Below are 22,829 nucleotides of genomic sequence, written 5' to 3'. Positions count from 1 at the left end.
CAATATGTGACCAAAGGAGGGTTCAACATGGAAATGAACGTCGAAACGAATTCCTCTCCTACGGCGCCAAAGCCAAGTAAGCAAACAGGCTGGCGCATTTGGTGGAGTTTACTACGTCCCCATACATTAACAGCAGCTTTCGTTCCTGTTTTCATCGGAACAGCCTATGCGATGCAGGTCGGAGGTATAAATCAAATACATCTCCCTCTTTTTCTTATGATGCTTCTCGCTTGTCTTCTCATTCAAGCAGCAACAAACATGTTTAATGAATACTTTGATTATAAAAGAGGACTCGATCACGAAGGATCAGTTGGTATCGGCGGCGCTATCGTTCGCGATGGCATTCAGCCAAAAACGGTGCTTAACTTAGCATTTGGATTTTTTGGGATCGCAATACTATTAGGTGTTTATATTTGTATGAATTCTAGCTGGTGGCTTGCTGCAATCGGTCTTGTTTGTATGGCCGTTGCCTACCTTTATACAGGCGGCCCACTTCCAATTGCCTATACACCATTTGGAGAGTTAACAGCCGGATTATTTATGGGTGTCATTATTATTGGGATTTCATTCTTTATTCAAACTGGAACTGTAACATCAGAAGTCATTTTATTATCTATTCCAAGCTCCATTTTAATTGGTGCCATTTTACTAGCTAATAACATTCGTGACTTAGATGGCGATAAAGAAAACGGTCGTAAAACGTTAGCAATTCTCGTTGGACGTGAAAGAGCCGTTGGTGTACTCGCTTCTATGTTCATCGTTTCTTATATTTGGACAATCGCTCTAATTATCGTGAACATCGTATCACCGTGGATGCTTATCGTATTTTTAAGTGCACCGAAAGCATTTAAAGCGACGAAAGGCTTTGTTGGTAAAAGCATTCCAATGGAAATGGTACCTGCGATGATTGCAACAGCGAAAACAAATACAATCTTCGGTCTCCTCATGGGAATCGGATTATTGCTTGGATATTTCCTCTAAAAGGAGCTGCTTATGCAGCTCTTTTTTCATATACCAATTTTAGCTCATAATTCCTCCTCTCGACGCTCATACTATGTAAAGAAACTGAATTGTAGGAAGGTGGACGACTATGTTAACTCCACAACAAATAAATCAATTTAAATCTATTTTAGAAAAACAACAGCAAGAAGTTGAACAAACAATACAAACTCATGAGAATACAGATCGTGCTTCTGAACGCGATTCTGTTGGAGAATTATCTAGCTATGACAATCATCCAGGTGATATGGCTACAGAATTGTACGAACGTGAGAAAGATTTCGGGCTCATCGAATTTTGGCATAAGCAGCTAGAAGATACGAAACATGCCCTGCAAAAAATTGAAGCAGGTACGTATGGAATTTGCGAAGTATCTGGCGAAGAAATTCCGTTTGAAAGATTAGAGGCAATGCCAACCGCTACAACATGTATTCAGCACACTACAAATAAATTAAATATGAACACGCGACCAGTTGAAGAAGAGGTGTTGGCTCCTTCTTTTCACAAGCACGACGAAGATCATTCTGTAGAATACGATGCTGAAGATGCATGGCAAGATGTCGCAAATTACGGGACATCAGAAACACCGTCCGATTTAGAAAGACAGGATTCAAAAAACTATAATGGCATGTACGTAAATAGCGAGGAAAATGTAGGCTACGTAGAGGACTTCGAAAACTTTATCGGTACAGATATGTATGGAAAAAATCCGCAAGTTTTCGCTACGGAAGAGCATGAAGAATATGAACAAATGCTTGATGACTTTGAAGAGCGTACCTTTAAGGGCGAATTATCTTCAAATGAATCTAGTTCCAAAGAATAAAAAAAAGCATTCCGAAAATCGGAATGCTTTTTATCGCTAGCTAATTAGTTTTTTGTAACGTTAGCTGCTTGTGGTCCGCGGTTTCCTTCAACGATTTCGAAAGAAACTTCTTGACCTTCTTCTAAAGTTTTGAAGCCGTCGCCTTGGATAGCTGAGAAATGTACGAATACGTCTTCTCCGCCTTCAACTTCGATGAAACCAAAACCTTTTTCGCCGTTAAACCATTTAACTTTACCTGTTTGCATGTCATGTACCTCCTAAATAAAAATGAAACTATGAATCCACATGAAAAGGTGGATATAAAGGACATGAATGTATAACAAGCTTACAGCCTTTAATACAACGTGCTTTATTTCCGTACCACATTATGTAGCTCAATAGTTCTTTCACTATATCATGCTATGTCAAAAACGTCAAATGAGAACACTTTCAATCCATCGTTTTTTATAATCCTAGTATAACCTTAAATTTTCATTCTATTTTTATTCAAAAATTAACAAATCTACAGTATTCTAATTCCTTTGATTTCTGTACAATATAATTACTACATATGATGAGGTGAAAAAATGCAAGCACATGAAATCGAGTATAAATTATATGGCGATGATATGCAGTTTGTTGAAATTGAATTAGATCCAGAAGAAAGCGTTATCGCAGAGGCTGGCGCAATGATGATGATGGAAGATCATATCGAAATGGAAACCATTTTCGGTGATGGTTCTGGTCCATCTAGTGGTCTATTCGGTAAATTAATGGGCGCTGGTAAGCGTCTTGTTACAGGTGAAAGTATGTTTATGACTGTCTTTACAAATACAGGTTATGGCAAGCGCCACGTATCATTCGCCGCTCCTTATCCAGGAAAAATCATCCCTGTTGATTTAACACAATATCAAGGGAAAGTCGTTTGTCAAAAAGACGCGTTTCTTTGTGCAGCAAAGGGCGTTTCTATCGGAATTGAGTTTACGAAAAAAATTGGAACTGGTTTCTTCGGTGGTGAAGGTTTCATCATGCAGAAACTTGAAGGTGATGGACTCGCTTTCATGCATGCAGGAGGAACTGTATATAAGCGTGAATTAAAACCTGGCGAAAGACTTCGCATCGATACAGGTTGTCTCGTTGCCATGACAAAAGACGTTAACTACGATATCGAGTTCGTTGGAAAAGTAAAAACAGCTCTATTTGGCGGCGAAGGTTTATTCTTCGCAACGTTAGAAGGTCCTGGAACGGTTTGGATTCAGTCCTTAACACTTAGCCGTTTAGCAGCACGCCTTACAAGCCCAGCAGCTCAAAACAGCGGTGAAGGCAGCGTTTTAGGCGGACTTGGACGTTTATTAGATGGAAAAGAGTAAACAGTGCCCTTATGGGGTGCTGTTTTATTTTGGCATGATTCGTCCATAAGTCGCTATAATTTTATCCACTAATTTAAATACGCGATACAAACTATTTGCCCCATCCAAAAGAATGAATCAAGTCCCTCACTGCATATATTGAACTATACCTTTTCTTAAGGAGGGCTTCCTTAATGCGTACTCCTTTATCCTTCGATAAAGATACTGCCATATTGTTAGCTTCTTGTTGTGAGTTAACGTATGAACAATATAAACAAAATGGGATTTTCGAAATACCGGATGGTTTTCAATATGTACAAGGCTTTCAAGGAAAAACCATTCAAACGACAGAATGGTTCGGATTCATACTAGAATCTGAGGATACGATTATTGTAGCTTTTCGCGGGACACAAACAGATACAGACTGGATTATCGATTCACTCGTTAACCAAAAACCATACCCATATGCTTTAAACAGCGGGAATGTCCATAACGGCTTTCTTTCCATTTATGAATCTTGCCGAGATTCTATTATGGATATGCTCGTATCACTACCAGCCCATAAAAAACTTCTTGCAACAGGTCATAGCTTAGGCGGCGCGCTCGCCACACTACATATACTCGATGCGCGTATCAACACCGCCTTCGCACAGTACGGTCTTTATACATTTGCCTCTCCCAAAGTGGGCGATATTGCATTTCGTAATTATTATAAACTACAAGTAGCTAGTAGCTTTCGCTTCGTTAATCTATTTGATGTCGTTCCTCTTCTCCCTCCGCGCAATGTCCATTTTAATGACCAAGACTGGGAATATGCACACGTTCATCACAACATGACTTTTACAAAAAATACAAAATCTATTACAAATAATCATGCCATGACAACATACAAAACATGTCTGACTTCTCATTTTTAACCAGGTAATGATTGGAAACCCTATATCCTTATACTATAATAATATATGAAGTTATTTTTGGATGAGGGGACCTTACATGCTAAAATTTATCTTTGCACTTTTTCTAATTGTAATTTTTACGTTTACAGGTTTCTTTACATTTTCATACTTTGCGACGGGAGAATATGGTGGAACAGGTATCATATATACCGCTATCCCATTTCTTTCTTAAGCAAAAATAGAAAACCGAGCTTAATGAGATTAAGCTCGGTTTTTTAAGTGATTATATTTCTCTTTTAAAAGTGAATACACTTTAGCGTCCCTATACGTATTATTCATTTTTACACTTTGTCTCCATGAATAAAAGTCCCTTCAAAAGGGACTTTCACTTAATACTGTGTAACCGCATTACCAATACTCCAAATCTCATTACTATACTGTAAAATCGTTCGATCACTCGCAAAATGACCAGACTGTGCAATATTTAAAATCGACATTTCTAGCCACTTCGTTCGGTTTTCATACGCTCTACCAACAGCTTCTTGCCTTTCCGCATATGGACCAAAATCTCGCAGAACGAAGTATTCATCATTTTGAATTACGAGAGAATCATAAATCGCTTCAAATTCAGCTCCCGAATGTGCAAAGAAACCATTCGTTAACTGATCTACTACTTTTTTAATATGCATATTGTGGTGATAATAATCACTTGCACGATATCCACCATTTTGATAGTAATGAAGAACCTCTTCCGCTGTTAGGCCAAAAATGAAACAGTTATCATCACCGACCCGGTCTTTTATTTCAACATTAGCTCCGTCTAACGTTCCGAGTGTAATCGCACCATTCATCATAAATTTCATATTCCCTGTTCCTGATGCTTCTTTACTCGCAGTTGAAATTTGCTCACTCACATCCGCAGCTGGGAATATATCTTCCGCTAAAGACACTCGATAGTTTTCTAGAAAGATAACTTTCATATATTGACTCACATACGGATCATTATTCACTTTCCTTGCGAGTTCATTGATTAATTTAATAATTTTTTTCGCATAGTAATAGCCAGGTGATGCTTTCGCTCCAAAGATAAACGTACGCGGATAAAATGTAAAACTAGCATCCTCTTTCAAACGGTTATACAAATATAAAATATGAAGAACGTTTAATAGTTGTCGTTTGTAAGCATGTAGTCTTTTTACTTGCACATCAAAAATAGAATTAGGATCAATTGTAATCCCCATTTTATTATAAATACGCTCCGCTAAAATCTCTTTACGCTCTTGTTTTACCTCTGCAAATTTCTCTTGAAAACTCGCATCGTATTGAACTGTTTGCAGCGCTTGAAGCTTAATCGGTTCTTTCTTCCACTCTGTTCCAATCGCCTCTGAAATAAGGTTCGTCAGCTGCGGATTCGCCTTCATTAACCAACGTCTATGAGCGATTCCATTCGTTTTATTATTAAACTTATCTGGATAAAACTCATAAAACAATCGCATTTCACGTTGCTTTAAAATTTCCGTATGAATTTTTGCTACACCATTTACGCTATGGCTACCGACAATTGCTAAATGAGCCATTTTCACAAGATCATGCGCAATAATCGCCATCTCTTCAATACGATGCCATTCATATGGATAACGTTCCCAAAGTTCATGACAGAAACGTTCATTAATCTCTTCAATAATCATATAAATTCTCGGTAATAACGGTTTAAAAATGTGAATTGGCCACTTCTCAAGCGCTTCTGATAACGTCGTATGATTCGTATAAGAAATCGTTTGCGATGTTATATGCCAAGCTTCTTCCCATGCTAGTTTTTCTTCATCTAATAAAATACGCATTAGTTCTGGAATCGCCAAAACTGGATGTGTATCATTAATATGAATCGCAATTTTCTCATGTAATTGACGAAGGTCACCATATCTTTCTCTGTGCATACGAACGATATTTTGCAAGCTTGCTGATACGAGGAAATATTGTTGCTTCAAACGAAGTATTTTCCCCTCATCATGCGTATCATCTGGATATAAAAACTCCGATACAGCCTCTGTTTCACGCTTATATTTCAAAATATCTTTGCAATTTTGCGGGAAAGGAACTGGTTCAGCATTCCAAAGTCTGAGTGTATTTACAGTACTCGTCTCATAACCTACTACTGGAACGTCATATGGTACTGCCATAATCACTTCTGCATTCGTATGCCTGAACTCTAAACGCCCGTCAATGTATAGCGGTTCAACATTGCCGAAATAACTTACTTCTACAGCTTGATCATGCCTTCTTACTTCCCATACGTTTTCATGAAGAAGCCACTGCTCTGGAAATTCAACTTGATAACCATCAACAATTTTTTGATCAAATAAGCCGTGTTTGTAACGAATTCCACAGCCATGACCTGGTAAGTTTAAAGATGCAAGAGAATCAAGGAAACAGGCTGCTAATCGTCCAAGTCCACCATTTCCAAGACCTGCATCTGCTTCCACCTCTTCTAACTGTTGCAAAGAAATCCCAAGCTCAGAAAGTCCTTGCTCACATACATCCCTGATGCCTAAATTTAATATGTTACTTCCAAGCAAACGCCCAAGTAAAAACTCAATGGATAAGTAATACATTTGCTTTTGCTCTCCAGACCGATAACTTTCGTTCGTTGCAATCCATTGACTATTCATATACTCACGTACCATGTACCCAAGCGTATTGTATTGATCACGAGCTGTAGAGTCTTTAAAACTTTTACCATACATCGTCTCTAACTTTTCTAGAAAAGCTGATTTGAAACTTTCAACATGAGTAAACATTTCTTCACCACCTACATGTTATTCCATGAGACTTTTATACAATTTCTTATAGGCAAGAGCTGATTTCTCCCAGCTATAATCTTCAGTCATCGCTTGTTTTACAAGCTGCTCCCATACCGGTTTATCATGATAAAATTCAATTGCACGAAGAACCGTGTGCAACATGTCATGCGCATTAAAGTTCGTGAAACTGAAACCATTTCCTTCTCCAGTTTCTTCGTCATAAGATTGTACAGTATCATTTAATCCGCCTGTCTCTCTTACAATCGGAATTGTACCGTACGCTAATGCTATAAGTTGTCCAAGTCCACACGGTTCAAATAGTGATGGCATTAAGAATAAATCACTTCCCGCATACACTTGATGGGCTAGCTCTTCATTAAATCCGATATACACTTTTACCTTCTCAGGATACTCGTATGCCATCCACTCAAAGAATTGTTCATATTCAGAATCACCTGATCCTAAAATAATACATTGCACATCTTCCTCCATTATTTCGCGGAATACAGTACGTACTAAATCAAGACCTTTTTGCTTCGTTAATCTCGTTACCATCGAAATAATTGGTGTATCTTCTTTTTCTGGCAAACCAAAATAACGCTGCAAGGCGCGTTTATTTTCATTCTTTTCCTCTAATGACTCTGCATCATACTGAGCAGTAATATACGAATCCGTTTCTGGATTATATACGCTCGTATCAATTCCATTTACGATGCCGCTAAGCTTACCATTATTTTTTCGTAACAACCCATCTAACTTCTCACCGAAAAACTCATATTGAATTTCCTCTTTGTATGTCGGGCTAACCGCTGTAATTTGATCAGAAGCGATAATTCCGCCCTTCATAAAGTTCACATTTCCATAAAACTCTAGCTGCTCACTATGAAAATATTCGTCACCAAGTTCTAACAAGTCGTACATCACTTCAGGAGGAAATACACCTTGGAACTGCAAGTTATGAATCGTATACACCGTTTTAATATGCTCATATAATGGATTATCTTGATACTTTTCACGTAGTAAGAAATTCACCATAGCTGTATGCCAATCGTGGCTATGAAGAACATCCACTTCGAAATCAAGATGCGGAATACACTCTAAAACTGCTTTCGAGAAATAAGAAAAACGCTCTCCGTCATCATAATGACCATATAGAGAATCTCTCTTAAAATAATATTCATTATCTATTAAGTAATACGTAATCCCGTCTTGCTCACCTTTTAAAATTCCGCAATATTGATTTCTCCACCCAAGCGGGACGTTAATTACTTTATGTAACGTACATCCATCCCTTAATTTTTGCGGAATAAGACTATAATTTGGAAGTATAATGCGAACGTCCACGCCTAATTTTTTTAGCTCTTTTGGGAGTGCACCTGCTACATCAGCTAATCCTCCCGATTTAACAAATGGTACACATTCTGATACTGCAAATAAAATATTCACTTGTTGTCCCACTGCACGAAAAGCTTATACGACTTCCCTTGCAGCTTCCTCCCTTCGAGTTTTCATTTGAATGAATGCTTTAATCAGTGGAGGAAAAACCCCCACTGATTCTTTTAAGAATAACTATTAATCGTACTGTTTTGAATGCTTCCTTTTTCTACAACATATGGCTCATCGGCGTTTCCTTTTAATACTACACCGTCACCAATTTTCACGTCTTTATCAATAATAACACCGTCTATTATACAGTTATCTCCAATTTTGCTCTTTTGCATAATAATGCTATTACGAACAATTGAGCCTTTTCCAATTTTAACAGAACGGGAGATAACACTATTTTCTACTTCTCCTTCAATAATACTGCCGTTTGCAATCATTGTATTTTTCACGGCTGCACCCTTCAGGTAACGAGTTGGTGGTTCATCTTTTACTTTCGTAAAGATCGGTGCTTCTTTCTTAAATAATTGCTTCCAAATAGCAGGTTGCAAAATTTCTAAGCTATGTTTATAGTAACTTTCAATTGAATCAATAATAGCTACATATCCTGTATGCTCATACGTAGCAATATGCAGTGATTTTCCGCGCTTTTCTCTCACTACATCAAATAAACTGTATTGCTCCACATCTTTATATGTCTCAAATAAATCTAACAATAATTGTTTCTTTAACACGTATGTTTGAAGCGAAACCCCTTCATGGCAAACTTCAGTAATATCAGCTGCCGTATGTATATGTCGCTCTAACACCGCTTGAAAATTTAATGCTGTTACGAGATGGCTATTCGTAATAACAACGTATTCTTCTCTAGCTCTTAAAAAATAATCAATATGTCTTCTAAAATGTGCAAAAGACCCAAATTCATCTTGGTCACATTGGCAATTTGGCGGGAATAAAAACAGTCCATCTCTTTTTCTATCTAAATCCCACTGTTTTCCTGAACCAACATGGTCCATTAGTGAACGGTTTTTATGACTTGTAAAAACCGCTACACTATGAATATTAGAATTCACCATATTTGAAAGCATGAAATCAATGAGTCGATAACGGCCCCCAAATGGTAACGCCGCTAATGAACGATGCCCTGTTACTTTCTTTAAGGAAGGAAAACTTCCCGTTGCATTAATAATTCCTAACATTTTTTCTCCCATTCATTTCATCCCCCTTTTCTATTTCCCTTCAGCAATGAGTACTACATCGTCGACATTTTTTTCTGGACGAATAATTGTTCCATCTTCAATAACCATTTCCGATCCAACAATCGCTCTTTCAATCACAACATTTTTACCAATCTTTGCTCCTGGCATAACGACAGAATCAATAACCATACTACCTTCTTCCACCGTCACCCCTTGGAATAATACAGAATGCTTCACGTCCCCTTCAATGACGCATCCTTCGTTAATAAGTGATTCTTCTACTTTTGCCTTTTCTGCAATATATTGAGGTGGCTCATTTGGATTCACAGAATAAATACGCCAATTACGATCGTTTAAATTCAGCGATGTTTCATCGCGAAGTAAATCCATATTCGCTTCCCATAAGCTTTTCACCGTTCCAACATCTTTCCAATATCCTTCAAACGGATACGCCATCAGCTTTTTCCCTTCATCTAATAAAAGCGGAAGTACATCTTTTCCGAAATCATTACTAGATTCAGGATTTCTTGCATCCATCTCTAAATACTCTTTCAAAATTGCCCAGTTAAAAATATAAATTCCCATTGATGCAAGATTACTTCTTGGAAATTGCGGTTTCTCTTCAAATTCAACAATCTCCATCTCTTCGTTCGTATTCATAATACCGAAGCGACTCGCTTCATCCCACGGCACTTCAATAACAGAAATCGAAACGTCCGCTTCTTTCTCAATATGGTAATCTAGCATTTTACTGTAATCCATTTTATAAATATGATCGCCTGATAAAATCAGAACATACTCTGGTTCATACTGACTTAAATAGTTTAAGTTTTGATAAATGGCACTGGCCGTACCTGTGTACCACTTCACACCTGAAGACTCCGCATAAGGAGGTAATACTGTGACTCCACCGCTTACTCGGTCTAAATCCCAAGCATTGCCGATTCCGATATAATTATGAAGTTCGAGTGGTTGATATTGCGTCAAAATCCCAACCGTTTCAATACCAGAATTCGCACAGTTACTTAGCGTAAAATCAATAATGCGATATTTACCACCAAATGGAACAGCTGGCTTGGCTAAATTTTTTGTTAATGCACTTAATCGACTACCTTTTCCCCCTGCTAGTAACATTGCTACGCACTTTTGCTTTTGAGCCATCTTGTTTTTTGCTCCCCTTTCTCGTCTTCACTGGTCGTAATATGGATACGCCAAATGGTGGAATTGTAATTTCTACATGTGCCGCTTGATTATGATACGGTTCTTGAATTGTCTTGAGACGTTTCTTATTCACTTGCCCCGATCCACCGTATTGCTCAGCGTCACTGTTTAAAACCTCGTTATAATACTCGAAATCTGGCAAACCTACTTTATAGTTTTCATATGTAGCTTTCGTAAAATTACATACGACAACTAACGCATCTTCTTGTTTATCCCCTTGACGGATAAACGAGAAAATACTTTGCTCATGATTATTAGCATCTATCCACTGAAATCCTTCAGGTGAATGGTCAAGCTGCCAAAGTGGTTTGGAGCGCTTATACAATGCTATGAGCTCTTTAAAGTAATCATGCATATAACGATGCATTTCAAAATCATGTAAATTCCAATCTAAATCTTCAAGGTCTTTCCACTCATCAAACTGCCCGAATTCTCCACCCATAAAGAGCAATTTCTTACCTGGGTGAGTAAAGAAATATCCATATAATAAACGAAGTTGAGCAAACTTATCCCAGTAATCTCCTGGCATTTTATTTAATAACGACTTTTTCCCATGAACGACTTCATCATGAGAAAGCGGTAATATGAAATTTTCAGAGTAAGCATATATTAAAGAGAACGTCATTTTCTCATGAATATACTTCCTGTACTCAGGCGCACACTCCATATATTTCAGCACATCATTCATCCAGCCCATATTCCATTTGTAATTGAACCCAAGCCCACCTTCATACGTTGGAGCTGTTACAAGTGGCCAAGCTGTTGAATCTTCTGCTGTCATAAGAAAATCTTCATCTTCTGCAAACACCGCTTCATTTAACTCTCGTAAAAATGAAACAGCGTGCTCATTACTTTGTTCTTGTCCTTCTTTATTCCAGTACAGCATATTCGCAACTGCATCCACCCTGAAACCGTCAATGTGGAAATACTTCATCCAAAATAACGCATTTGAAATTAAGAAATTACGTACTTCCCTCTTCCCTAAATCAAAATTAACAGTTCCCCATACTAGGTTTTCTTGTACATCTATATCTTTATATTCATAAGTCGGTGTCCCATCAAACAAATATAAACCGTGAGCATCTTTACAAAAATGCCCCGGCACCCAATCTAAAATGACACCGATTCCATATTTATGACATTCATCGACAAAATACATCAAATCATGTGGCGTGCCGAATCTACTTGTCGCTGCATAATATCCCGTCCCTTGATATCCCCAAGAACGATCATATGGATGCTCAACAAGCGGCATAATTTCAATATGTGTAAATTGATGTTCCACCACATACGGAATGAGCTCCTCGGCCATTTCTCTATAAGAATACAGAGCGCCATCTTCTTTCTTTTTCCAAGAACCGAAATGTAATTCATAAACTGTCATCGCTTCTTTATAAATCGATTTTTTCTTTCTCTTACGAATCCAGTTTTTATCATTCCATTCATATCCCTCTATATCAAAAACTACAGATGCCGTATTTGGTCTTACTTCTGCATATACTGCGTAAGGATCTGCTTTTAAAATAACGTCACCATCCATCGTTTCAATCGCATACTTATACATCTCATTCTCTTCAATATGCGGTACAAACAAGGACCAAATCCCCTCTTCTGTCACTTGTAGCATCTTATGTTGCTCATAATCCCATTCATTAAAATCTCCAACAACACTCATTGCTTTCGCATGAGGAGCCCATACTGTGAATCGTACACCTCGCATCCCATCTTCCGTCACAATATGTGCCCCAAAGATGTTATAACTGTCATAGTACTTTTCTGTATGAAACTCATCTCGTTTCACTTTTTCACAATTTATTACATCCAATATGTTCACCTCACTAAGATGACAGAATTTTTTATACTTTACCAATTCTGTGAAAAACTGAAATATCCTTGTTATTTTTAAAAAAACATTCGTTTTTTTCTTTAATTTCGCTTAAAATATTCAAATTTACTGTGTAAAATATCGAATTTTGACGAATATTCATTGTAAACGCTTTATTACCTACTAGTCTTTCATCCTATTATTTATTTCTCAACCTTTATTTCATTAGAGTTATCCTATTTTACCCGCTATTTATCACTTAAAATCGTAACAAAATAATCTGTCATAAAAAAATGTTTCTCAACATTTTTTGTCACAATTTTATTGAAATGGAAAATTCATAAGCATATACTTGTTCTCAATAAAGAACATTAAACCTTCGCAACTATAATTCATACTGAAACACTATGTTTACTCTATCCATACTCCAGGCGAAAGTTTGATAAAAAATTAAATTAGGGGGCTTTCTTATGTCATTAAAACAAAAAGTTGGAATGGGAGTTGTCACAGCTTCACTTGGCTTATCCCTTACATTTGGCGGTGTATTCGCCTATTTCAGTGATTCTGAAACATCTAGTAACTCATTTCAAGCTGGTACACTAGATCTTTCTATTAACCCAAGCGTAATTGTTAATGTGAAAGATTTAAAACCAGGTGATTTGATTGAAAGAAATTTCAAGCTTGAAAACAAAGGAACATTAGATATTGCAAAAGTAGCACTTGAAACATCCTATGAGGTAACAGATGCAAAGCAAAATAATGATGGTGAAGATTTAGGTGATCACATCATCGTCAAATTTTTAGTGAATGATGGAAAGCCATCTAATCCAAACGATGATCATGAAATTTTGTGGGAAACAAAACTATCAGAATTAAAAACTATGAAACCTGAGGATGTAGCTACTTCTCTAGAACGTCATAACTTAATAGACGGTATTAAGTCTGGTGACACAGATTATTTACACGTTCTCTTCTCCTTTGAAGATAATGACCAAGATCAAAATAAATTCCAGGGTGATTCCCTGCAGCTAAACTGGACATTCCATGCAGAACAAACACCAGGCGTGGAGAAATAATTTTTAAAATATAAATTATCGGAGGCCTATACATGAAAAAGAAAAATCGTTTTGTTACCGGAATTGTAACGGCTGGTGTTCTATTTTCAACTGCCCTTCCGTTCAATGTACTTGCTGAAAACCCTATTAACCAAATTGACTCTTCCAACGCCCAGTCTTTACTATCAAAACTTTCTAAAGAACAGCGCCAGGCATTACAAACGTTAGATGCCAATCCTGGTTTTACTATTTCGCCAGATATTAATACGAGTAGTTCTGAACCAGTAAATATCATTGTAGAATTTCAAACTGCTCCAGTAAAGATTAATGAATTAAAACAAAAAGAAAAAGGGTTACAAGCTGCTCCTGAAAATATAAAGGCACGTATTGATCAAGAACATGAGGAATTCCAAAAAGGACTCAAACGTCTTTATCAATTTAGCCCATCAGTAAAATCAGGGAATTTCCAGTCTGTACAAATTAAACGTTCTTATAAACACGCTATAAATGGCGTTGCGCTGACATTACCTGCAAATACAGTGGAAGAATTGTTACGAATTGGCGTTGTAAAACGTATTTGGAAAGATTACGAAGTGAAATTAAATTTACCAAAACAAGCGGAGCAAAAAGCACCTCAAAAACTAACAGATAGCATTCCGCAAATTGGGGTAGATAAGTTACATAGCGAGGGCATTACTGGAAAAGGAATTAAAGTTGGTGTATTAGATACAGGTATTGATTACAATCACCCTGACTTAAAAGACGTGTATAAAGGCTATCGCGCAAAACCGGGTGAAGATTCTAGTAAGGTAGACCCAAACTCCGTAAAAGGTTGGGACTTTATTAATAACGATGCAGATCCGATGGAAACAACTTATACAGAGTGGCAACAATCTGGCGCTCCTGAATTTGATGATCGTGGTTCTTCCTTCTATACTGCGCATGGTACTCACGTAGCAGGTATCGTTTCTGCCCAAAAGAAAAACAAATCAGATTCCGCAGTAAAAGGTGTTGCACCTGACATTGAACTGTATAACTATCGTGTACTCGGTCCTTATGGAAGCGGCGATAGTTCTGGTATTATTGCTGCAATCGATAAATCTATTTCTGACGGTATGAACGTCATTAACTTATCGTTAGGTGATGATAGCAACAATCCGCTTGATCCAACATCTATCGCTGTCAATAACGCGATGCTTTCGGGCGTTGTTACAGTCGTTGCTGCCGGGAACTCTGGCCCAAATCCATCAACACTCGGATCACCTGGTGCTTCTCCATTTGCTATTACAGTTGGAGCAAGTGATAGCTCTATTTCCTTGCCGAAACTATCAGGTCATGCTGGGCAATTACAATTCCCTAACCTAATTTTATTCGGCAAAAACTTCACTGATAAAATAGAGGATTTCAAAGGACAATCTCTCCCTATTGAATCTGTAGGAATCGGTACTCCTGACGAGTTTAGTAAAAAAGATGTAAAAGGAAAAATCGCTCTCGTTGCACGTGGTACAATCTCGTTTGATGAAAAAATCGCAAATGCGAAACAAGCTGGTGCAAAAGCAGTTATTATTTATAACAATGTGGATGGAGAAATTCCTTACTATATTGGCGAAAGTACAAAATACATTCCAGCATTCCGCCTAACGAAAGAAGATGGCGAAAAACTAAAAGCTCAAATTGAACAAGGTAAAACATCCTTAACTTTCGATGAAATCAATTACATTCAAACAGAAGGCGATCATCTTGCAGACTTTAGCTCACGCGGCCCTGTTACATCAAATGATGATATTAAACCTGATATTACAGCGCCTGGTGTTGCGGTACTTTCAACAGTACCTGAATATATTAACGACCCGCAAGAAGGTGAAAACTACGATGTTTCCTATGAACGTATGCAAGGAACATCCATGGCATCTCCTCATATCGCTGGCGTTGCTGCTCTTATTTTGCAAGAACACCCAGAATACTCTCCATTCGATGTAAAAGCGTCTCTTATGAACACAGCTGACGATTTAAAAGAAAAGTATTCCGTATATGAAGTTGGAGCTGGACGAGTAGATGCTTATAACTCTGTTCACACAGAAACCAGTTTTAAAGTGTTAGATACGACAAAAACAATTGTCAATGATGAAGTGATTGAAGTACCAGAAGAAACTGGATCCATTGCATTCGGTAAATACTATCAAAAAGACGGGGAATCAATTGAACAAAAACGAAAAATTAAAATTGAAAACCGCAATAAACAAGAGAAGAAAGAATTTAAAACAGAAATTTCTTATACACCAGCTTCTTCTGCTATTAACGACGCTACCGCAAACGGTGTAAAAATTTCTACTTCTGAAACAATTACGATTGATGCTGGTAAATCTGATGAAATTGAAGCAAAAATTAATATTCCTGCTGGTGCAAAGCAAGGTCGATATGAAGGATATATTCATATTACAAACACGAAAAATAAAGAAGAAACGTATCAAATTCCGTTCTCTATTCGTGTGTCAGAGCCTGGTATTGAAAATGCACTATTATCAAGAAAATCAATCTCAACTGATACATCTACATTCAATCCCTACCGTGAATCATATGTTCACGGGGCGTTCCAATTAAATAGCGAACTTGAAACGTTAGATCTTATCGTGAAAGATTCGAAAACAAATAAAGCTCTCGGTTTCCTTGGAACGTTAAACACGAGTGGACTACAAACGGATGTGTACTACTACTTAGATTCATTCTTTAACGGAAAAGTGTATCCTTTCACAAATGATCCAGCAAAACCAATTGGTGATGAGAAAATCGACTTACCTGAAGGAGATTACACAATTGAATTTGTTGGCTACGATAAAGCCGGGAAGGCACGTGTGAAAGGCGATTACGTCGTAATTGATAATACACCACCAGAAGTGAAATTAACTGGATTACAGCCTGGTATTTATGAATTAAATGAAGAAAACTATACAGTAGAAGACGGTAAAAAAGCACTATGGATTAAAGGAAATGTATATGATTCTAACGTTGACTACTTAAGAGGAAAAGGATTAAACATTACGCAAGAAGCGAACGGCGTTATGTACTATGACTATTCTCCATACTTGCACAAGTTTTTACCTATTACTGAAAATGGTGACTTTAAAGTTGGTATTACACCTGATTCCTTTAAAACTGAAGGTCCAATGAACACAGGCGTATATATTTTCGATTATGCAACTGCAGGTCCTGACTATCCAAGCGGTGTAAATAACTATTGGTTTATTCCGCAAGGTGCTCAATATGCGAAAGCTAGTTATGATAAAAAAGAATTATATAAAGATGATGAGTTCACTGTGACACTAAACGCCAAACATGTGAAACAATTTGTATCTGGAGAATTTAACGTAAAATTCCTAGAGAAGAACTTCAAATTTGCAAATGCGAAATTGAATCCTGCTTTTGAAAAACTCCTTTCTGAAAAAGGGGTAACCGCAAAAGTGAATGAACCGAAACTAGAAGAAGGTTCTGTTACAGTAGGCGGAGCTATCGATGATAAAAACTTCGCCGGATTAGATGGTGACTTCCCGTTCATTGATATAACTTTCAAGGTAGAAAATGATGAGTTTTATGAAGCAAATGCTCAATTAGATTTACCAGTGTTCGTTTACTGGAAACAAGGTGAATCAGAGCCAAACAGAATGCGTGTACTTCAAGATCAAACATTCTCAGTTATGTCTTTAAACTCAAAAGTAGAAGGAAATATTAAACCTGGTGCATTCTTAAATGAACGTGGATATTTAGATGAGAAATTCGATTATACAAAGCTTGGTGTAAAAGTATATGCAACGGATTCTTACCGTCATAAGTTTGAAGGCTCACTTGATAAATACGGTTACTTCAAATTGAATGGACTTCCTGTTAATACACGTGATTATAACTTATACGTGGAGGTTCCAGGACATTTAACAAGCCGACTAACTACAAAACTAGGTACTGAAAAAGATGGTAAGCTGCTTGGTCAATATTATTATGCACGACCTGACGAAAATCTTGCTGGCGATGTAAATGCTGATAAAGTAATTGATATAAAAGATGCTGAAATTATCGCTAGCAACTATGGTAAAAAAGGACTATCTGTGAAAGACGGCGACCTTAACAAAGATGGCATTGTCGATGAAAAAGATATTCGTTTCGTTGAAAAGAACTTCTTGAAAAAAGGTCCAGATGCATCTAAATCACAAATACCTGTTGAAAAATCAAAAAGCGGTACACTGGCAGATATTTTAAAGAAATTAGGATTAACACCTAAAAAATAATAATAAAGAGCACTCTATATAAAGTAGAGTGCTCTTTTCTATAAACGACCCTTATCCAGCAAAAGGGGTATATTGGGGATATACAAGGGAAACCGGAAAAGGAATTTATAGTGAACTACTCGCCACTTAGCAAAGCTTGAAGTGGTAGCTTCTCAGTTCCACGACGAAAGTAACCTTTCGTCTCCCTGAGCGTTACTTCGGGGCGTTCCACCCCTAGATGTCCAACGATTGGACGCTCTCTTTATACGGTTGATATTTTACGCAGGAACCGAATGGCTTGGTTTTCGCACGCTATTTTCTTCCTGCAACCTTCTATATCAAGTTATCAAAGAACTTCATATAGCTAGTTTATCAAAAGTTTTTGGCTATGCCAAACCGAAATTCATCTCCCACCTATCACTGGGCTATCGCCCTTCATGCGCCTCTGGAAAGAGAATTCTTTCGGTAAATCCTTTAAATTATATAAAAACTCAGAGGTAGGAAGCAGTTTCCCGCCTCTGAATTATTTAGCAATTATTATAGTACTGGTGCCATTGTTTCTTTTAATACTTTTACAGAATGAGCGAATTTCGCTTTTTCATCTTCATTTAGCTCAAGTTCTACGATTTCACGTACACCTTCGCGGTTAATAACAGCTGGAACACCTACGAAAGCATCTTTCTCACCGTATTGTCCTTCAAGGTATGCAGATACAGTTAATACACTGTTCTCGTTGCTTAAGATTGCTTTAGTTACACGAAGTAGTGACATACCGATTCCGTAGTAAGTTGCACCTTTACGCTCGATGATATGGTAAGCTGCATCACGTACGTTTTCGAAGATTTTGTCTAAGTCTTCTTGTTTGTACTGTTCATTGTTAGCTAAGATTGTTTCTAGTTTTTGTACACCGATAGTAGCGTGGCTCCATACTGGAAGTTCAGTGTCACCGTGTTCACCAACGATGTAAGCATGAACGTTACGTGGATCTACATCTAAGTAGTCACCTAACATGTAACGGAAACGAGCAGAGTCTAAAGTAGTACCAGAACCGATTACGCGCTCTTTTGGTAAACCAGATTCTTTCCAAGTTACGTAAGTTAAAATATCAACTGGGTTAGTTGCGATTAAGAAGATTCCATCGAATCCGCTATCCATAATACCGCGAACGATTTGTTTAAAGATTTTTGTGTTTTTCTCAACTAAATCTAAACGAGTTTCACCTGGCTTTTGTGGTAATCCAGCAGTGATAACAACTAGATCTGCATCTTTACAATCTGCATAGCTACCGCTCCAAACTTTTGTTGGTGATGGAGAGAATGGTACCGCATGGCTTAAGTCCATTGCTTCCCCTTCTGCTTTTGCTTCATTAACATCTACTAATACGAATTCTTCAGCTACACCTTGGTTGATCATTGAGTAAGCGTAACTACAACCTACAGCTCCTGTTCCTACTAATACTACACGATTGATACCTTTTTTCATGGTAATTTCCCCTCTCTATTGTTCACATATATTTTTTTATGATTGTTTAAGTAATTAATTAAAATACTAATTTAATGTTGTTTAACTTCTTTACATTCATATTGTAGCACGTATTATTGTGAATTACTTCACAAATTATGACCTATTTGTGAACTTTTTCACATAGAGTGTAAAGTTGATGGAATAGGTGTGGAATCCATTTCAATGGAGGCGTTTTCTTTAGATTGTGAAAGGGATTTTCTTACGTTTTTGTCGGTAAGTGAAATTATATCGGCGATTATTTTCATATATCAACGATTTTTAGAATATATCTACCGTAACTCAAAATATATCAACGATTCGACAAGGAATATCGACTTACCGACAAAACTCGACAATAATGACAACATAAAAAAAGCTGTCTCCAGTAGATCACCCCTATTGAGAGACAGCTTCTTCTATATATTATTTATTTTCCACAGTAGCTCCCGGATGTATTTTCATCGGTTTCTCCAAGTGTAGGAGGCTACAGCCATACAGCTGGGGTAAAAGTTCAACTTGAGTATCATTTGTTAGATAGATAGTTCCTTCATATTCATACAGGTCCAAATAAACAACATGATTGTATTTACGGCTCTCTATGTACCCCACTGCAACAGCGAATACTTCATATTTCTTCTATTGCATAAAAAAGCAGACTATCAAAAGTCCACTTTTACACAACAAAAAAGAGATAGCAGATTATGCTATCTCTTTTAGTATGACCCGTACGGGATTCGAACCCGTGTTACCGCCGTGAAAGGGCGGTGTCTTAACCACTTGACCAACGGGCCAATTCTGGCAGAGAAGAAGGGATTCGAACCCTCGCACCGCGTTCGCGATCTACTCCCTTAGCAGGGGAGCCCCTTGAGCCACTTGGGTACTTCTCTATAATATGGCTCCGCAGGTAGGACTCGAACCTACGACCGATCGGTTAACAGCCGATAGCTCTACCACTGAGCTACTGCGGAATAATTATGGTGGGCCTAAATGGACTCGAACCATCGACCTCACGCTTATCAGGCGTGCGCTCTAACCAGCTGAGCTATAGGCCCATAATTGAAAAGCGGGTGAAGAGAATCGAACTCTCGACCAGAGCTTGGAAGGCTCTTGTTTTACCACTAAACTACACCCGCATTAAATTGTAAATGGTGAGCCATGAAGGATTCGAACCTTCGACCCTCTGATTAAAAGTCAGATGCTCTACCAACTGAGCTAATGGCTCATTTTGAAAGTGGTGCCGACTAGAGGACTTGAACCCCCAACCTACTGATTACAAGTCAGTTGCTCTACCAGTTGAGCTAAGTCGGCTTGCGACTTCAAAATGGTGGCTCGGGACGGAATCGAACCGCCGACACGAGGATTTTCAGTCCTCTGCTCTACCGACTGAGCTACCGAGCCTTTATGTAAAAAAATGGCGGTCCCGACCGGGGTCGAACCGGCGATCTCCTGCGTGACAGGCAGGCATGTTAACCACTACACCACGGGACCATTTGGTTGCGGGGACAGGATTTGAACCTGCGACCTTCGGGTTATGAGCCCGACGAGCTACCGTGCTGCTCCACCCCGCGATGATAAAATATTAATTTAGAAAAAATGGAGGAGGTAGAGGGATTCGAACCCCCGCGCGACTCTCGCCGCCTGTCGGTTTTCAAGACCGATCCCTTCAGCCGAACTTGGGTATACCTCCGAGATATAAAGCTTTAGTGGTGGACCTTGTAGGACTCGAACCTACGACCGGACGGTTATGAGCCGTCTGCTCTAACCAGCTGAGCTAAAGGTCCTTTATGGTAGCGGCGGAGGGGATCGAACCCCCGACCTCACGGGTATGAACCGTACGCTCTAGCCAGCTGAGCTACACCGCCATAAAAGATATTAAAATAAGTGGAGCCTAGCGGGATCGAACCGCTGACCTCCTGCGTGCAAGGCAGGCGCTCTCCCAGCTGAGCTAAGGCCCCATGTTTTTGGAAAATCGGGAAGACAGGATTTGAACCTGCGACCCCCTGGTCCCAAACCAGGTGCTCTACCAAGCTGAGCCACTTCCCGTTAATAAAAGCGCGCCCGAGAGGAGTCGAACCCCTAACCTCTTGATCCGTAGTCAAACGCTCTATCCAATTGAGCTACGGGCGCATATGGTGCCGAGGGCGGGGGTCGAACCCGCACGGTGGTCACCCACCGCAGGATTTTAAGTCCTGTGCGTCTGCCTGTTCCGCCACCCCGGCATGTCATATTGAAAATTGGAGCGGAAGACGGGATTCGAACCCGCGACCCCAACCTTGGCAAGGTTGTATTCTACCACTGAACTACTTCCGCAAGACATGTATGAGTTATTTTATTAAAAGTGCGGGTGAAGGGAGTCGAACCCCCACGCCAAAGGCGCTAGATCCTAAGTCTAGTGCGTCTGCCAATTCCGCCACACCCGCATATTAATTATTCAAAGAAAAAATGGGGCGACTGATGGGAATCGAACCCACGAATGCCGGAGCCACAATCCGGTGCGTTAACCACTTCGCCACAACCGCCATGATTTTCTGGTGCCGACTAGAGGACTTGAACCCCCAACCTACTGATTACAAGTCAGTTGCTCTACCAATTGAGCTAAGTCGGCTAAATGGTGGAGGATGACGGGATCGAACCGCCGACCCCCTGCTTGTAAGGCAGGTGCTCTCCCAGCTGAGCTAATCCTCCATTTGCCTGGCAACGTCCTACTCTCACAGGGACAAGGTCCCAACTACCATCGGCGCTAGAGAGCTTAACTTCCGTGTTCGGTATGGGAACGGGTGTGACCTCTCTGCCATTATTACCAGACTGTATTCATTTAAGACAAGAATCATTGTAACTTATTTGACTTTTAAAGTCAACAAGTTTTTTATATTCTTTCAAAACTAGATAACATTGCTTCATATTATATGGTTAAGTCCTCGATCTATTAGTATTCGTCAGCTCCACATGTCACCATGCTTCCACCTCGAACCTATCAACCTGATCATCTTTCAGGGATCTTACTAGCTTACGCTATGGGAAATCTCATCTTGAGGGGGGCTTCATGCTTAGATGCTTTCAGCACTTATCCCTTCCGCACATAGCTACCCAGCTATGCCCTTGGCAGAACAACTGGTACACCAGCGGTGCGTCCATCCCGGTCCTCTCGTACTAAGGACAGCTCCTCTCAAATTTCCTACGCCCACGACGGATAGGGACCGAACTGTCTCACGACGTTCTGAACCCAGCTCGCGTACCGCTTTAATGGGCGAACAGCCCAACCCTTGGGACCGACTACAGCCCCAGGATGCGATGAGCCGACATCGAGGTGCCAAACCTCCCCGTCGATGTGGACTCTTGGGGGAGATAAGCCTGTTATCCCCGGGGTAGCTTTTATCCGTTGAGCGATGGCCCTTCCATGCGGAACCACCGGATCACTAAGCCCGACTTTCGTCCCTGCTCGACTTGTAGGTCTCGCAGTCAAGCTCCCTTATGCCTTTGCACTCTACGAATGATTTCCAACCATTCTGAGGGAACCTTTGGGCGCCTCCGTTACACTTT

General features: G+C 39.1%; 14 protein-coding genes, 22 tRNA genes, 2 rRNA genes and 1 pseudogene (1 of these 39 running past the window's edge). 8 read left to right on the top strand and 31 right to left on the bottom strand.

Going from position 1 to position 22,829, the window contains the following annotated elements:
• Positions 1-27: 27 nt before the first annotated feature.
• Both ACUN0F_RS08575 and ACUN0F_RS08570 read left to right on the top strand, forming a co-directional pair.
• Entirely contained in the window at positions 28-981 is a 954-nt protein-coding gene (locus ACUN0F_RS08575) for a 1,4-dihydroxy-2-naphthoate polyprenyltransferase (protein ID WP_088082644.1), read from the top strand.
• A gap of 109 nt (positions 982-1,090) precedes the next feature.
• Entirely contained in the window at positions 1,091-1,822 is a 732-nt protein-coding gene (locus ACUN0F_RS08570; protein WP_000957360.1) for a yteA family sporulation protein, read from the top strand.
• A 44-nt stretch (positions 1,823-1,866) separates the two neighbouring features.
• Here the strand turns inward: ACUN0F_RS08570 and cspD are convergent, their stop codons facing one another.
• Positions 1,867-2,067: a cold-shock protein CspD gene (gene cspD / locus ACUN0F_RS08565; protein WP_001193052.1), complete on the bottom strand. Its 201-nt coding sequence runs from the start codon at positions 2,065-2,067 to the stop codon at positions 1,867-1,869.
• Between the two features lie 321 nt (positions 2,068-2,388).
• Here cspD and ACUN0F_RS08560 point away from each other — a divergent pair, with 321 nt between their 5' ends.
• From ACUN0F_RS08560 to ACUN0F_RS08550, 3 genes are all read left to right on the top strand, one after another.
• Positions 2,389-3,171 carry a TIGR00266 family protein gene (locus tag ACUN0F_RS08560; protein ID WP_445539362.1) on the top strand — a complete coding sequence of 261 codons (783 nt, stop codon included), beginning with the start codon at positions 2,389-2,391 and terminating at the stop codon, positions 3,169-3,171.
• A 173-nt stretch (positions 3,172-3,344) separates the two neighbouring features.
• Positions 3,345-4,067: a lipase family protein gene (locus ACUN0F_RS08555; protein WP_001260119.1), complete on the top strand. Its 723-nt coding sequence runs from the start codon at positions 3,345-3,347 to the stop codon at positions 4,065-4,067.
• A 76-nt stretch (positions 4,068-4,143) separates the two neighbouring features.
• Entirely contained in the window at positions 4,144-4,278 is a 135-nt protein-coding gene (locus ACUN0F_RS08550) for a hypothetical protein (protein WP_000911073.1), read from the top strand.
• A 157-nt stretch (positions 4,279-4,435) separates the two neighbouring features.
• Here the strand turns inward: ACUN0F_RS08550 and glgP are convergent, their stop codons facing one another.
• The 5 genes from glgP to glgB form a co-directional block, all read right to left on the bottom strand.
• Entirely contained in the window at positions 4,436-6,844 is a 2,409-nt protein-coding gene (gene glgP, locus ACUN0F_RS08545; protein WP_088093607.1) for a glycogen phosphorylase, read from the bottom strand.
• Between the two features lie 18 nt (positions 6,845-6,862).
• Positions 6,863-8,293: a glycogen synthase GlgA gene (gene glgA / locus ACUN0F_RS08540; RefSeq protein WP_002203738.1), complete on the bottom strand. Its 1,431-nt coding sequence runs from the start codon at positions 8,291-8,293 to the stop codon at positions 6,863-6,865.
• 113 nt (positions 8,294-8,406) lie between these two features.
• Complete coding sequence (gene glgD, locus ACUN0F_RS08535; RefSeq protein WP_000504142.1) at positions 8,407-9,441, bottom strand: glucose-1-phosphate adenylyltransferase subunit GlgD; 1,035 nt, start codon at positions 9,439-9,441, stop codon at positions 8,407-8,409.
• An 18-nt stretch (positions 9,442-9,459) separates the two neighbouring features.
• Entirely contained in the window at positions 9,460-10,590 is a 1,131-nt protein-coding gene (gene glgC / locus ACUN0F_RS08530; RefSeq protein WP_000057613.1) for a glucose-1-phosphate adenylyltransferase, read from the bottom strand.
• Positions 10,538-12,475, bottom strand: coding sequence for a 1,4-alpha-glucan branching protein GlgB (gene glgB / locus ACUN0F_RS08525; protein WP_445539361.1), 1,938 nt, complete (start codon positions 12,473-12,475; stop codon positions 10,538-10,540). The genes glgC and glgB overlap by 53 nt, the downstream gene beginning before the upstream one ends.
• A 470-nt stretch (positions 12,476-12,945) precedes the next feature.
• Here glgB and ACUN0F_RS08520 point away from each other — a divergent pair, with 470 nt between their 5' ends.
• Positions 12,946-13,551 carry a CalY family protein gene (locus ACUN0F_RS08520; protein WP_088123627.1) on the top strand — a complete coding sequence of 202 codons (606 nt, stop codon included), beginning with the start codon at positions 12,946-12,948 and terminating at the stop codon, positions 13,549-13,551.
• A gap of 32 nt (positions 13,552-13,583) precedes the next feature.
• Entirely contained in the window at positions 13,584-17,807 is a 4,224-nt protein-coding gene (locus tag ACUN0F_RS08515; protein ID WP_445539360.1) for a S8 family serine peptidase, read from the top strand.
• A gap of 516 nt (positions 17,808-18,323) precedes the next feature.
• Here the strand turns inward: ACUN0F_RS08515 and ACUN0F_RS08510 are convergent.
• Positions 18,324-19,268, bottom strand: coding sequence for an L-lactate dehydrogenase (locus tag ACUN0F_RS08510; protein ID WP_000715344.1), 945 nt, complete (start codon positions 19,266-19,268; stop codon positions 18,324-18,326).
• A gap of 464 nt (positions 19,269-19,732) precedes the next feature.
• Between ACUN0F_RS08510 and ACUN0F_RS08505 the strand changes: the two are divergent.
• Positions 19,733-19,897 (top strand): annotated as a pseudogene (locus ACUN0F_RS08505) (IS4 family transposase); the annotation flags it as partial.
• A gap of 111 nt (positions 19,898-20,008) precedes the next feature.
• Here ACUN0F_RS08505 and ACUN0F_RS08500 read toward each other — a convergent pair.
• From ACUN0F_RS08500 to ACUN0F_RS08385, 24 genes are all read right to left on the bottom strand, one after another.
• Positions 20,009-20,080 (bottom strand) — tRNA-Glu (locus ACUN0F_RS08500).
• A gap of 5 nt (positions 20,081-20,085) precedes the next feature.
• A tRNA-Ser gene (locus ACUN0F_RS08495) sits at positions 20,086-20,176 on the bottom strand.
• Between the two features lie 6 nt (positions 20,177-20,182).
• Positions 20,183-20,257: transfer RNA gene (locus ACUN0F_RS08490), tRNA-Asn, on the bottom strand.
• Positions 20,258-20,264: 7 nt separating this feature from the next.
• A tRNA-Ile gene (locus ACUN0F_RS08485) sits at positions 20,265-20,341 on the bottom strand.
• A gap of 10 nt (positions 20,342-20,351) precedes the next feature.
• Positions 20,352-20,422: transfer RNA gene (locus tag ACUN0F_RS08480), tRNA-Gly, on the bottom strand.
• A gap of 13 nt (positions 20,423-20,435) precedes the next feature.
• A tRNA-Lys gene (locus tag ACUN0F_RS08475) sits at positions 20,436-20,511 on the bottom strand.
• 10 nt (positions 20,512-20,521) lie between these two features.
• Positions 20,522-20,597: transfer RNA gene (locus tag ACUN0F_RS08470), tRNA-Thr, on the bottom strand.
• A 14-nt stretch (positions 20,598-20,611) separates the two neighbouring features.
• Positions 20,612-20,687: transfer RNA gene (locus ACUN0F_RS08465), tRNA-Phe, on the bottom strand.
• Positions 20,688-20,701: 14 nt separating this feature from the next.
• Positions 20,702-20,777: transfer RNA gene (locus tag ACUN0F_RS08460), tRNA-Asp, on the bottom strand.
• 3 nt (positions 20,778-20,780) lie between these two features.
• A tRNA-Met gene (locus ACUN0F_RS08455) sits at positions 20,781-20,857 on the bottom strand.
• Positions 20,858-20,883: 26 nt separating this feature from the next.
• Positions 20,884-20,976: transfer RNA gene (locus ACUN0F_RS08450), tRNA-Ser, on the bottom strand.
• A 17-nt stretch (positions 20,977-20,993) separates the two neighbouring features.
• A tRNA-Ile gene (locus ACUN0F_RS08445) sits at positions 20,994-21,070 on the bottom strand.
• Positions 21,071-21,074: 4 nt separating this feature from the next.
• Positions 21,075-21,151: transfer RNA gene (locus tag ACUN0F_RS08440), tRNA-Met, on the bottom strand.
• Between the two features lie 20 nt (positions 21,152-21,171).
• Positions 21,172-21,244: transfer RNA gene (locus tag ACUN0F_RS08435), tRNA-Ala, on the bottom strand.
• Positions 21,245-21,258: 14 nt separating this feature from the next.
• Positions 21,259-21,332: transfer RNA gene (locus tag ACUN0F_RS08430), tRNA-Pro, on the bottom strand.
• A gap of 10 nt (positions 21,333-21,342) precedes the next feature.
• Positions 21,343-21,416: transfer RNA gene (locus ACUN0F_RS08425), tRNA-Arg, on the bottom strand.
• 3 nt (positions 21,417-21,419) lie between these two features.
• Positions 21,420-21,508 (bottom strand) — tRNA-Leu (locus ACUN0F_RS08420).
• Positions 21,509-21,524: 16 nt separating this feature from the next.
• Positions 21,525-21,599, bottom strand: a tRNA-Gly gene (locus ACUN0F_RS08415).
• A gap of 29 nt (positions 21,600-21,628) precedes the next feature.
• A tRNA-Leu gene (locus ACUN0F_RS08410) sits at positions 21,629-21,709 on the bottom strand.
• Between the two features lie 23 nt (positions 21,710-21,732).
• Positions 21,733-21,808 (bottom strand) — tRNA-His (locus tag ACUN0F_RS08405).
• A 10-nt stretch (positions 21,809-21,818) separates the two neighbouring features.
• A tRNA-Thr gene (locus ACUN0F_RS08400) sits at positions 21,819-21,894 on the bottom strand.
• Positions 21,895-21,898: 4 nt separating this feature from the next.
• Positions 21,899-21,974, bottom strand: a tRNA-Val gene (locus tag ACUN0F_RS08395).
• A gap of 4 nt (positions 21,975-21,978) precedes the next feature.
• Positions 21,979-22,094 (bottom strand): 5S ribosomal RNA (gene rrf, locus ACUN0F_RS08390).
• Positions 22,095-22,195: 101 nt separating this feature from the next.
• A 23S ribosomal RNA gene (locus ACUN0F_RS08385) occupies positions 22,196-22,829 on the bottom strand; it runs 2,288 nt beyond the window's last position.

The organism is Bacillus sp. 1A (assembly GCF_052682215.1).
This window is presented reverse-complemented; position numbering and strand designations above follow the sequence as displayed.

Bases quoted from the DNA above. Each gene is read 5' to 3' on its own strand.
- ACUN0F_RS08575 (WP_088082644.1), top strand. From the start codon at position 28: ATGGAAATGAACGTCGAAACGAATTCCTCTCCTACGGCGCCAAAGCCA.
- ACUN0F_RS08570 (WP_000957360.1), top strand. From the start codon at position 1,091: ATGTTAACTCCACAACAAATAAATCAATTTAAATCTATTTTAGAAAAA.
- cspD (WP_001193052.1), bottom strand. From the start codon at position 2,067: ATGCAAACAGGTAAAGTTAAATGGTTTAACGGCGAAAAAGGTTTTGGT.
- ACUN0F_RS08560 (WP_445539362.1), top strand. From the start codon at position 2,389: ATGCAAGCACATGAAATCGAGTATAAATTATATGGCGATGATATGCAG.
- ACUN0F_RS08555 (WP_001260119.1), top strand. From the start codon at position 3,345: ATGCGTACTCCTTTATCCTTCGATAAAGATACTGCCATATTGTTAGCT.
- ACUN0F_RS08550 (WP_000911073.1), top strand. From the start codon at position 4,144: ATGCTAAAATTTATCTTTGCACTTTTTCTAATTGTAATTTTTACGTTT.
- glgP (WP_088093607.1), bottom strand. From the start codon at position 6,844: ATGTTTACTCATGTTGAAAGTTTCAAATCAGCTTTTCTAGAAAAGTTA.
- glgD (WP_000504142.1), bottom strand. From the start codon at position 9,441: ATGGGAGAAAAAATGTTAGGAATTATTAATGCAACGGGAAGTTTTCCT.
- glgC (WP_000057613.1), bottom strand. From the start codon at position 10,590: ATGGCTCAAAAGCAAAAGTGCGTAGCAATGTTACTAGCAGGGGGAAAA.
- ACUN0F_RS08520 (WP_088123627.1), top strand. From the start codon at position 12,946: ATGTCATTAAAACAAAAAGTTGGAATGGGAGTTGTCACAGCTTCACTT.
- ACUN0F_RS08515 (WP_445539360.1), top strand. From the start codon at position 13,584: ATGAAAAAGAAAAATCGTTTTGTTACCGGAATTGTAACGGCTGGTGTT.
- ACUN0F_RS08510 (WP_000715344.1), bottom strand. From the start codon at position 19,268: ATGAAAAAAGGTATCAATCGTGTAGTATTAGTAGGAACAGGAGCTGTA.